The sequence below is a fragment of the Snodgrassella sp. W8135 genome, from assembly GCF_016101225.1.
GTDB lineage: Bacteria > Pseudomonadota > Gammaproteobacteria > Burkholderiales > Neisseriaceae > Snodgrassella > Snodgrassella alvi.
In genome coordinates this window covers 150,053-161,411 of record NZ_JACFQX010000002.1, presented here as the reverse complement: position 1 = coordinate 161,411, position 11,359 = coordinate 150,053, and the positions used below count along the sequence as shown (strand labels likewise).

The following is an 11,359-nucleotide window of genomic DNA, read 5'->3' as shown; positions in this document are numbered from 1 at the left end:
TATGCGAATATTACTGATTTAATCCAGCAGATGATGCTGGATTAATTTTTTACGTAAAGTATTGCGGTTCAAACCAAGAATTTGTGCTGCACGTGTCTGATTGTTATCACATACGTCCATTACACAACGTAATAGCGGTAGTTCCATCTGCTGTAATACCATATCATATACTGCACAAGGTGTTTCACCATCAAGATCAGCAAAATATTGACGTACATTTGCCTCTATACATTGAGCGATACTAACTTTAGGCATTTCACTCATTTACATTTTCCTTATATAACTCAGGGCAAACTGCTTATTGCTCACGGTAATCACATGGCCATTCTGTTAATTGTGCTACTTGCCTATCCAGAAAATCATTAACCAGCTGCAACTGTATTTGCGCATCATCTGTCGTATTCACCTGTCTGCGAAAAATTTCACCTTCCGGTAAACCAGACACATACCAGCCAATATGTTTACGGGCAATGCGCATCCCCGTAAATATCCCGTAAAAATCATGTATAGCAGAAACATGATTAACTATAATCTGTGCATGCTCCGCTACGGTCAGTGCCTGCGGTAAACAACCATGCTTATAGTAATGTACCAAATCACGGAACAACCATGGCTGTCCCTGTGCAGCGCGCCCGATCATCACACCATCGGCTCCGGTTTGTTGTTTTATATCAATCGCTTTTTGCGGGCTGGTAATATCACCGTTAACCCATAATGGCAGGTTTATCTTCTGTCGTACTTGTGTAATCAGATCATAACTTGCCGTTCCCCGGTACATTTGCGTTCGTGTTCGGCCGTGGATAGCAAGAGCAGCAATTCCTGCCTGTTCAGCTATTTGCGCAATGGTTAAAATATTACGATGATCGTCATCCCATCCCAGACGGGTTTTCAGCGTTACCGGAACATCAACTGCGCCGACAACGGTTTGCAAAATAGCCTTAACCAGCGATTCATTTTGTAATAGAGCACTGCCAGCCAATACATTACATACTTTTTTTGCTGGGCAGCCCATATTAATATCAATTACTTCAGCACCACGAGCTACATTATAGCAGGCAGCCTCGGCCAGCTGCTGCGGATCACTACCCGCAATCTGTACTACCCTGACCCCGCTTTCACCGTCGTAGTCTGCCCGCTGCAAAGTCTTACGAGTTTTCTGTAAATAAGGATCACTGGTAATCATTTCACTTACAGCCCAGCCTGCACCAAATTCACGGCATAACTGACGGAAAGGTTTATCAGTTATGCCTGCCATCGGAGCTAAGGCAAACGGAGTAGCAAGCTGATAACAACCAATTTGCATAATTGCTAAATCAAACGGAGAAAGAAGAATAAATATCTAAATATTGTACATTTTTTAGGCATTCACTCCAAATATAAATAATATTATTAAAATAGTTCATTGATTAATTTAAAAAAATTATTTATTAAATATAAAATAGTTTTAGCCCGCTAATACTTTAGCCCAGTTTGTTTTCTGCAATTTGCTTTCAGATGTCCGAAATAGATATTTGCTGCATCGGTTAAATACTGATTAATCGATTACGAGTAAAATACTAACTAACAGGCCAGAATATAATAAATTTTATGCTATCTGCTTATATTTATCTCTGCTGCAATAAAGCGACTATTTCAAAATGTCAGCACTTGGATAAGAAGATATAAAACAGCCTGTCGACTTGTTGGTCAAATAACCACAAGCAGATTACAGGTGATATTTAAAGTGATTTTAAAGCTTGCTGGCAATATTTATTTTATTTTGTGTGAAGTTAAATGATCTTAGGTACAGTTAACTGGCAGGAAGATATTGAAAGCTACAAATACAGTCCATCATACTAAAAGAGCAGCTTAATAAAGTTTTATTAAGATAAAAACTCTATTAAGCTGCCTGATACTATTCAGATAATAATTATTCTATCCATTGTAGAATTTGTTGCTGAATTTTTTCTGCACTTAATCCCATTTGCGCTAACAATCGTGCTGTATCACCATGTTCAGTAACAATATCAGGAATTCCGAGTGTCAAAACGGGTTTAGTCAGATTATGCTGTACTAGCGCTTCAAGCACAGCACTTCCTGCACCGCCAATTTTACTGTTTTCTTCAAGCGTAACTATATAATCATGTTCTGCTGCCAGCTGTACTAATAACTCTGTATCCAGTGGTTTGACAAAACGCATATCTGCTACTGTAGCATCAATAGCATTAGCTACAGTCAGTGCCGGTTGTACCATACTACCAAACGCTACCAAAGCAATTTTACTTCCTTTGTGGCGTACTACTCCCTTACCAATTGCTACTGTGGACAAATCTGATCCCGCTTCGATACCGGTACCCGTACCACGCGGATAACGCACAGCCGCCGGCTGATTAAGCTGATAGCAGCTTGATAATAGTAAACGGCATTCGCGTTCATCACTAGGAACAGCAATTACCAGATTGGGTACACAGCGCAAATAGCTTAAATCATAGACACCCGCATGTGTCGGACCATCTGCACCGACAATTCCGCCGCGATCAATAGCAAACAAAACCGGCAAATTCTGTAATGCCACATCATGAATCAGCTGATCATAAGCACGTTGCAGAAAAGTTGAATAAATTGCTACAACCGGCTTCATCTGCTCACAGGCAAGTCCGGCAGCAAAAGTAACCGCATGCTGTTCTGCAATACCTACATCAAAATAACGTTCAGGGTAAAGCTTCTCAAACTCTACCAGACCACTGCCTTCACGCATTGCCGGAGTAATGGCCAGTAATTTATTGTCTGCTGCGGCCTGATCGATTATCCACTGACTAAAAATCTGTGTATACGTGGGTTTAGCAGCCCCGGCAGATGAATGCAAACCCTGCTGAGGATCAAATGCACTGACAGCATGAAATGCAACCGGATCATTTTCTGCCAGTTTATAACCATGCCCTTTTTTAGTAATAATATGCAACAATTGCGGCCCTTTACGGCTGCGCATTTCCTGCAATACATCTACCAGTTGAATCACATCATGCCCGTCAACCGGACCGGAATAGGTAAATCCAAAATTATCAAATAATGATAAAGTTTCAGAGCTGGAGCTTTCTTCAATCAGTCCCTTAATTTTATTTTCTACCCGCTGAGCCACATCCAGAGCGCCCGGAACCAGACTCAGCACTTTTTCTGATTTGTGCTTGATAGATTTCACTAAGTCTTTTACATCATGCAAAGGATTTTTCGCCAAATATTTGGGTAAAGCTCCCACATTGGGTGAAATAGACATTTCGTTATCGTTGAGAATAACCAGCAAATCAATATCCATATCCCCGGCATTATTCAACGCTTCAAATGCCTGTCCCGCCGTCATTGCCCCGTCACCAATAATAGCCACACTACGATTGGTTTTATGCTGTAATTTATCAGCAACAGCCATACCCAGAGCAGCACCAATCGAAGTAGAGGAATGACCGACGCCAAACACATCATATTCAGACTCACTGCGTTTAGGAAACCCGGCCAGACCACCGCATTGCCGCATTGTATTCATGCGTTGCTTACGTCCGGTCAGAATTTTATGCGGATAACTCTGATGCCCTACATCCCAAATCAGATGGTCATATGGCGTCTGATATACATAATGCAAAGCAACAGTTAACTCAATTGCCCCCAGATTACTGGCAAAGTGTCCACCTGTTTTACTTACTGATTCCAGTAAATAGGAGCGTAATTCATCGGCCAGCTTAGGTAACTGTGTTTTTTGTAAACGACGAACATCCTGCGGTAAATCAATGGTATCAAGCAGTGGTGTAGGATTCATGATCAGACTTTGCTTATTATTAATTTATTAATCCGGATGACAGATCAAATACCTGCCAAGTAAATGCAGAGTAATTATATACCAGCATACCCCCTGCACGGGGGTATTTCATTGTATGACGATAAATTATTTTTATCCGGATTCATCCAAATAATTTCAGTCAATCAAAACAATTCAATCTTAAATTACCAATCAACACTATTGAATTACTCACGATGATAAGGATGATTAAGCAGAATCGACTGTGCACGATAAAGCTGCTCTGTCAGCAATACCCGCACCATACCATGAGGTAAAGTAAGACTGGAGAGCCGCAATAACAAATTCGCCCGCTGCTTTAAACTATCAGTCATACCATCGGCACCACCAATAACAAAACACAGATTATCACCCTGATGCTGCCATTTTTTTAACCAGTCAGCGAGTTCCATCGAAGTTGGTGCTTTTCCGCGCTCATCCAGAACTATTAGATAACTATGCGCAGGAATGGCTGCAACAATACGCGCCTCTTCTGCAGCCATTGCCTGCGCTGTACTCGTTCCGGGACCACGCTTTTCCGGCTTGATTTCTTTAAGCTGAAGCTGAATTTCACGACCAAATCTTTTACTGTAATCGGTCACAGCATAATCTACCCATTGCGGCATTTTCGTTCCTACCGCCAGCACAGTAATATTCATTCAATTCCAGTAAAATTAGTATCCGGCACACATCAATCTGCAGCCTGCCATGGCTTAGCTGCCCCTGCATGAAAGGAAGGTTTTTCACCACCCCACAAAGCTTCAATATCATAATAATCGCGTACTGCCGGCTGCATAACATGCACAACCAGATCACCGGCATCAACCAATGCCCATTCACCGCTATCAAGACCTTCAGTGCTGATAATTTCATAACCAGCCTCTTTCAAATCGACAGCCACATTATTGGCCAGAGCTTTCACCTGACGTGTACTGTCACCACTGGCAATAATCATGCGTGAAAACAGTGAAGTTTGTGCTGAAGTATCCAGCACAATAATATCTTTTCCTTTAATATCTTCAAGTGCATTAACGCTAACGGCTACCATATTTTCCCATTGAGCGATAAGATTTTCATCCATATAGTAAAATACCCTATTATGTTAAAAGCATTTCCAGCTTAGAAATACTCTATAAATATAAATTATGCCTGATAAAGACCTTCATGGTCGATGTATTCAGCCACAGTCTCCGGAACATCATCATGATGACCTGATGACCATTTTGCACGAATATCAGTTGAGCTGACTGGTAAAAATGATGTTTGTAATAAAACTGCACGTCCGCCATCACTACCATCCGGTACAGTCATATTTTTAGCCAGTGCATCTGGCAACCATTGCTGCAATGATTCCGGCAAATCGGTTAATCTCTGTTGACCGCGCTGAGCAATTGCCAGATTCACACTTTGTAGCAGAGCCTGATAGCGATGCCAGTGAGGTAATTGCAACAATGAATCCATTCCCAGCAACCACCATAACTGAGTCTGCGGAAATACCTGACGAAACAGAGATACTGTATCAATAGTATATGTAGGTCCATTACGCAGTACATCGCAATCAGACACACTAAAACGTTTGTCTGTACTAATTGCCCTTTCCACCATAGCAAGACGTTGTAGTGCCGGTGTACAGATAACTGTCGGTTTATGATACGGATCACCAGCCGGAATAAAAATAACATTATCCAGCATTAACTCATCGGCAAAACCCTGTGCAATATGAATATGCCCATTATGCGGAGGATCAAAAGTACCGCCAAACAAACCGATACGTTTCATACTTTATTTCCGTTAACCACAATATTCAGCTTACCGGTAATCGGATGAATAACCAGACCATGCACCCTAATCTCACTGGGCATCAGAGGATGCTTACGTATCATATTCACCGAATGCATAATAGCATCTTCCACACAATCAAAATCAGTTAACCATTTATGGAAATCTACGCCGGCATTTTCCAGAATTTCAAGGCGCTCATCGCTGATACCCCGGGCGCGCATCCGATCAAGCATATCAGGCACATGTAATTCCTGCATGCCACAATCATAATGCCCGATCACCATAATTTCAGTTACATTCATTTCAAATACAGCCACTAGTAATGAACGCATCACGGAACCCCAGGGATGGGTGACTAAAGCACCGGCATTACGAATTACCTTAGCATCTCCATTCTTCAATCCCAGAGCACGGGGTAATAAATCCAGAATCCGTGCGTCCATACAGGAAACAATCGCCAGATTTTTTTCCGGATATTTATCTGTAAAAAATTGCTCATACTCTTCTGCATCAACAAATCTCTGATTAAAGTCCATAATTTCATCGATTAAAGACATAATTTCTCCCTCTGCATTTATTTAATCGTTACATGAATCTTATTACATTGATACATCAGCCCGAAGAACAAAAACCATAAAATATTCAGGCAGCCCAACGGCTGCCTGTTAACAAACCGAACTGTCTATGCACCTAACCAGAGCAATTTAAAAGCCCATAGTACAGCAATAATCCACACCATATAAGAAACTTCTTTAACTCTGCCACAGAACAGTTTAATTAGTGCATAACTAATAAAACCCATTGCAATGCCATCTGCAATTGAATAAGCGAAAGGCATAAAAATCAGTGTAAAAAATGCAGGTGCAGCTTCAGATACATCTTTCCAGTCAATTTCCATCATACTGCGCATCATCAGTACACCCACATATAACAAAGCAGGCGCAGTAGCATATGCCGGCACACTGGCAGCAAGCTTGGAAAACCACAAACTGGCCAGCATCAGAAGACCAACCACCACTGCTGTCAGACCTGTACGGCCGCCTGCAGCTGCTCCGGCTGCCGACTCTACATAAGCAGTAGTAGAAGAAGTACCCAGCCCGGCACCGACTACAATTGCCGTTGAATCGGCCAGCAACGCTTTTTTTACCCGTGGTAATTTGCCATCCACCAACAAACCGGCACGTCCGGCAACACCAATCAGAACACCGGTACTGTCAAATAAATCCACAAAGAAAAACACAAAAATAACGCTAACTAGACTCATGCTAAATAAATCATGAAAATCCAGCTGTAAAAAGGTAGGAGCCAGAGAGGGAACCGGCGCAAATATTCCCTTAAACTCATTAAGACCTGCTACTGAAGCAATAGCCGTAATTGCCAAAATACCGATAATAATTCCGCCACGTATGCGGAAATGCTCCAAAGTAACTATGAAACAAAAGCCCACGATCGTCAACAGCACCTGAGGAGAATGAATATCACCCAGGCTGACCAGAGTGTTCGGATTAGATACCACTACTTCGGCACTTTTGAGCGCAACCAGAGCCAGAAATAAACCAATACCGCCGCCAATAGAATACTTGAGAGAATTCGGTAGTGAATTAACAATCGCTTCGCGCACCTTAAACAGGCTTAAGATAATAAAAACAATACCGGAAACAAAAACTGCACCCAGTGCTACCTGCCATGATATACCCATACCTTTTACAACAGCATAAGTAAAATAAGCATTCAGTCCCATACCGGGCGCGAGGGCGATCGGATAATTGGCTACCAATCCCATCATCATGCAGGCAAAAGCTGAAGAAATACAGGTAGCGACAAATACCGCACCAAAATCCATTCCGGCATCCTTAAGAATAGAAGGATTAACTACCAGAATATAGCTCATTGCCAAAAAAGTAGTCAGACCGGCTAACACCTCAGTGCGCACACTGCTGCCACTTTCTTTAATTTTAAAAAAACGATCCAGAAAAGAAGTACCCGCTGGGCTCATGCCAATTCCTTTTAATACTGAACAAAGGCCAGACAAAACCGGTTATCATTAATAAATGTTTATTGATAACCAGACGAAAAAACAAATAAATATAGCATCACATTCCGACAACAAGCACAGCCTTTATACTGTATTAATGTACATGTTCCGGTATCCAGATAAATGGATTAATGCAGCGTTTCCCCTTATTAGAAAGATTAATCACTTAATCGGCTAAAACCATTTTTCCGCGTAAAGAAAAAGTATGTGCCTCAGTGATTTCCAGCTCTACCATCTGATTAATCAGACGAGGATGCCCTGTAAAATTAACTACCCGGTTATTTGCTGTACGCGCCTGTAACTGATCAGGATCTTTTTTAGACACACCTTCTACAAGACAGCGCTGTACACTGCCAAGCATAGATTGATTAATACGCGCTGTCTCAGCTTCAATCACTGTATTTAATGCTTCCAGACGACGTACTTTTTCAGCATGAGGAGTATCATCCGGTAAATTTGCTGCCGGTGTTCCCGGACGCGGACTATAGATAAATACAAAGCTTAAATCAAAAGCCAGGTCTTGTACTAACTTCAGAGTTTGCTCAAACTCACGCTCAGTTTCTCCCGGAAAGCCAACAATAAAGTCTGAACTTAAACATAAATCCGGCCGGATAGCCCGCAACTTACGGATAATATGTTTATACTCTAAGGCTGTATAGCCACGTTTCATTGCCATTAAAACACGGTCGGAACCAGACTGTACCGGAAGATGCAAATGTGATACCAGCTTAGGTAAATCACGATAACACTCAATGATTGCATCAGAAAATTCACGCGGGTGGCTAGTCGTAAAGCGCATGCGTTCAATACCGGGTATCTCATGCACTATGCGCAGCAACGTTGCGAAATCACAGATTTCACCATCACCCATATCGCCGCGATAGGCGTTTACGTTTTGTCCCAGCAGATTAATTTCTTTGACACCCTGTTGTGCCAGACCGGCAATTTCAGTAAGCACATCGTCAAGTGGACGTGAAAATTCCTCTCCGCGCGTGTAGGGTACAACACAAAAACTGCAATATTTGGAACAGCCTTCCATAATAGATACGAACGCTGCTCCACCTTCAACACGTGCAGGCGGTAAATGATCAAATTTTTCTATTTCCGGAAAAGAAATATCTACCTGTGACAGACCACTGGTTTCCTTATCAAGAATCATTTGTGGTAAACGATGCAAAGTCTGAGGACCGAAAACCACATCCACATAAGGTGCGCGCTGAATAATTGCCTCACCTTCTTGTGAAGCCACACAACCACCGACGCCGATAATTAAATCCGGATTTTTAACTTTCAAAGGTCGAATACGCCCCAAATCTGAAAATACTTTTTCCTGAGCCTTTTCCCGAACCGAGCAGGTATTAAAAAGAATAATATCTGCATCTTCAGCCCTGTCAGTTCGTTCTAAAGCTTGCCCTTCTGCCAGAACAGACAGCATTTTTTCACTGTCGTATTCATTCATCTGACAACCAAAGGTTCGTATAAATACTTTTTTCATAACACCTACAATAATTATTCAACCTGCGGATTATTGGGTCTCACTAATGCGTCCTGCTCTTCATCAGTCAGTACCCAGATTTCCTGAATCTGATTTGCTCTGTCAACCCGCACTGCTATCGTTGCATTCTTAAATTTGTACAAATTGTTATACGTAACAAAACGATTATTTGTATCATGTATACGTACTCCCCTGCTTAATTGAAATGTTTTATTACCTTTAACTAAGCCCAGACTTAACGTACGTAACCATGCCTTTTTTGCCGTTCCTAATACAACCTGCTGTCCTTCTGCTTGTTTCAATACAACTATATGAATATCATTAGGTAAAACACGACCTGCCCATACTAATGAAGAGGATAAAAAAATCAGGCTCAACAATACTAAACGTAAATATTTCATGATTTCTCCTTAAATAACAATAGTCAGCTAAGAGTCAATAATTATACGCAGAAGAGAGATAAACAGCAGCTTTTTAAGAAAAACGAATTCTGAAAAGCTAAAACAGTAAATACAAACTTATCAAATCAAACAAATATATTTAAATAGAATTACAGTAATAAACTTACACTAAACAAGTAGTTTAAATTCGGTTCAAAAATCAGCTTTTTATTTGTGTATTGATTAATTCCTAAAATAACTACATTTTTCGGCATCATAACAAAAAAACAAACTTATTCAATGATGAAAAAAGTAGCGAATCGTACCTACTAAAATTTATAGATATATACTGAATTAATACATCTCAACTACTAAATAAATACACATTTTCAAACTATTCACAAAACCATAAAGCAAAAAATCAAAATGAAACAAGCCAGCCTAAAGGCTGGCTTGTTCGTGAAGCCTGATTACTCAGCTACAGCTTCAGATTCAGGTGCTTTCTCAACCAACTCGACCAGAGCCAGCGGAGCATTATCGCCTTTACGGAAGCCATACTTCAATATGCGCAGATAGCCACCATTCCGATTAGCAAAGCGCGGGCCTAACTCATTGAATAATTTAACAACAACATCACGATCACGTGTACGATTAAAAGCTAAACGATGATTAGCCAGTGAAGGCTTTTTACCTAAAGTAATCAATGGTTCAGCTACACGACGCAACTCTTTTGCTTTCGGCAAAGTAGTTACAATTGTTTCGTGAGTCAATAAAGAATTGGCCATATTACGCAACATAGCAGCGCGATGACTGCTGGTGCGATTTAATTTGCGGTTACCATTACGATGACGCATGTCATTATCCTTTAATCATCAAACTTGTGGCTTTTCCAGACTGGCCGGCGGCCAGGCTTCCAGTTTTGAACCCAACGTCAATCCTTTGGAAGCCAGGACTTCCTTGATTTCGTTCAGAGATTTTCTACCCAGATTCGGGGTTTTCAACAATTCAGTCTCTGTGCGTTGAATCAAATCGCCAATATAGTAAATATCTTCAGCTTTCAAGCAGTTTGCTGAACGAACGGTCAACTCCAGATCATCAACTGGACGAAGCAGAATCGGATCAATCGGTGGTTCTTTCTCTTCTACCACGGTAACTGGAGTTCCCTGTAAATCTGCAAAAATTGACATTTGATCAATTAAAATACAGGCCGCATTGCGAACTGCTTCTTCAGGGTCAATAGCACCGTTAGTTTCAATATCCAGAACCAGACGATCTAAATCAGTACGCTGCTCAACACGAGCAGGTTCTACTTCAAAGCTGACACGACTGATAGGCGAAAAGCTTGCATCTAGTTGAATAGCGCCGATACGTTTGTGGTCGTCTTTATTACGACGGCCTGACACAGACTCATAGCCTCTGCCTTGTTCAACCTTAATTTCCATATTGATACTACCACCTTCAGACAGGTGGCAGATAACATGATCAGGGTTAACAATTTCGACATCATGAGGTAACTCAATATCAGCTGCGGTAACAACACCGGCACCTGATTTTTTCAAACTTAAAGTTACTTCTGTGCGGCCATGCACTTTAAATACTACACCTTTCAGGTTCAGTAGAATATCAACAACATCCTCCTGAACGCTGTCAAGTGTAGAATATTCATGCAATACGCCTTCAATCGTTACTTCTGTCGACGCATAACCATTCATTGATGACAGTAAGATACGACGCAAAGCATTACCCAAGGTATGGCCGAAACCACGTTCAAAAGGCTCCATAGACACTTTGGCACGGGTAGCAGACAAGGTGTCAACGTCAATTTGACGTGGCTTCAAGAATTCGGATGTGTTTTGCATTTA

Annotated in this window: 12 protein-coding genes; all 12 read right to left on the bottom strand. The window is 41.3% G+C overall.

Annotated features, from left to right (window positions below):
• Positions 1 to 18: 18 nt before the first annotated feature.
• Positions 19 to 255, bottom strand: a complete 237-nt coding sequence (locus H3T75_RS06865) for a Fis family transcriptional regulator (RefSeq protein ID WP_037394816.1) — start codon at positions 253 to 255, stop codon at positions 19 to 21.
• A 43-nt stretch (positions 256 to 298) separates the two neighbouring features.
• On the bottom strand, positions 299 to 1,303 hold the full coding sequence (dusB, locus tag H3T75_RS06860; RefSeq protein WP_198211359.1) for a tRNA dihydrouridine synthase DusB: 1,005 nt from the start codon (positions 1,301 to 1,303) through the stop codon (positions 299 to 301).
• Positions 1,304 to 1,909: 606 nt separating this feature from the next.
• On the bottom strand, positions 1,910 to 3,787 hold the full coding sequence (gene dxs, locus H3T75_RS06855; protein ID WP_198211358.1) for a 1-deoxy-D-xylulose-5-phosphate synthase: 1,878 nt from the start codon (positions 3,785 to 3,787) through the stop codon (positions 1,910 to 1,912).
• A 206-nt stretch (positions 3,788 to 3,993) separates the two neighbouring features.
• Complete coding sequence (gene rlmH / locus H3T75_RS06850; RefSeq protein WP_198211357.1) at positions 3,994 to 4,464, bottom strand: 23S rRNA (pseudouridine(1915)-N(3))-methyltransferase RlmH; 471 nt, start codon at positions 4,462 to 4,464, stop codon at positions 3,994 to 3,996.
• Positions 4,465 to 4,496: 32 nt separating this feature from the next.
• On the bottom strand, positions 4,497 to 4,886 hold the full coding sequence (rsfS, locus tag H3T75_RS06845; RefSeq protein ID WP_025331679.1) for a ribosome silencing factor: 390 nt from the start codon (positions 4,884 to 4,886) through the stop codon (positions 4,497 to 4,499).
• A 62-nt stretch (positions 4,887 to 4,948) separates the two neighbouring features.
• Entirely contained in the window at positions 4,949 to 5,584 is a 636-nt protein-coding gene (nadD, locus tag H3T75_RS06840; protein ID WP_025331680.1) for a nicotinate-nucleotide adenylyltransferase, read from the bottom strand.
• A complete protein-coding gene (locus H3T75_RS06835; RefSeq protein ID WP_025331681.1) occupies positions 5,581 to 6,144 on the bottom strand; it encodes a carbonic anhydrase in 564 nt (187 codons plus the stop codon). Before H3T75_RS06835 ends, nadD begins: the two co-directional genes overlap by 4 nt.
• Before the next feature lie 125 nt (positions 6,145 to 6,269).
• Positions 6,270 to 7,583 carry an NCS2 family permease gene (locus H3T75_RS06830; protein ID WP_041880047.1) on the bottom strand — a complete coding sequence of 438 codons (1,314 nt, stop codon included), beginning with the start codon at positions 7,581 to 7,583 and terminating at the stop codon, positions 6,270 to 6,272.
• 205 nt (positions 7,584 to 7,788) lie between these two features.
• On the bottom strand, positions 7,789 to 9,117 hold the full coding sequence (gene miaB, locus H3T75_RS06825; protein ID WP_198211356.1) for a tRNA (N6-isopentenyl adenosine(37)-C2)-methylthiotransferase MiaB: 1,329 nt from the start codon (positions 9,115 to 9,117) through the stop codon (positions 7,789 to 7,791).
• Between the two features lie 14 nt (positions 9,118 to 9,131).
• On the bottom strand, positions 9,132 to 9,518 hold the full coding sequence (locus tag H3T75_RS06820) for a hypothetical protein (protein ID WP_025331684.1): 387 nt from the start codon (positions 9,516 to 9,518) through the stop codon (positions 9,132 to 9,134).
• A gap of 449 nt (positions 9,519 to 9,967) precedes the next feature.
• Positions 9,968 to 10,351 (bottom strand): 50S ribosomal protein L17, encoded by a 384-nt coding sequence (gene rplQ, locus H3T75_RS06815; protein WP_025331685.1) that lies wholly within the window; start codon positions 10,349 to 10,351, stop codon positions 9,968 to 9,970.
• Between the two features lie 18 nt (positions 10,352 to 10,369).
• On the bottom strand, positions 10,370 to 11,356 hold the full coding sequence (rpoA, locus tag H3T75_RS06810) for a DNA-directed RNA polymerase subunit alpha (protein WP_025331686.1): 987 nt from the start codon (positions 11,354 to 11,356) through the stop codon (positions 10,370 to 10,372).
• Positions 11,357 to 11,359: the final 3 nt, after the last annotated feature.